Annotated in this window: 1 pseudogene; it reads left to right on the forward strand. The window is 67.4% G+C overall.

From position 1 onward, the window contains the following. Positions 1 to 40: 40 nt before the first annotated feature. Positions 41 to 390 (forward strand): annotated as a pseudogene (locus tag D9V41_RS16675) (UbiD family decarboxylase domain-containing protein); the annotation flags it as partial.

Raw genomic sequence — 390 nt, forward strand, 5'->3', positions numbered from 1 at the left:
ACGGGAACCTGGACGTGCAGGGCGAGGAAGGGGACGACTGATGGCCGTCGCAACATCGAAGAACCAGCCGAAGTCCGACGCCCCGAAGGCAGCGGTGAAGGACCTCCGCGAGGGGATCGAGCTGCTCAAGACCATGGACGGCCAGTTCGTCTCGACTGACGTGGAGGTGGACCCGCAGGCGGAGCTCGCCGGCGTGTACCGCAAGGTCGGCGCGGGCGGCACGGTCATGCGCCCGACGCAGGTCGGGCCGGCGATGCTGTTCGAGAACGTGAAGGGCTACGACATCTCGGTGATCGTGGGCGTGCTCGCCTCGCGCAAGCGGCTCGCGGCGTTCATGGGCGCTGACGAGAAGCACCTCGGTCGGCACATGCTCAACGCGATGCACCATGC

Source organism: Aeromicrobium phragmitis (assembly GCF_003674095.1).
GTDB classification, from domain to species: Bacteria; Actinomycetota; Actinomycetes; order Propionibacteriales; family Nocardioidaceae; genus Aeromicrobium; species Aeromicrobium phragmitis.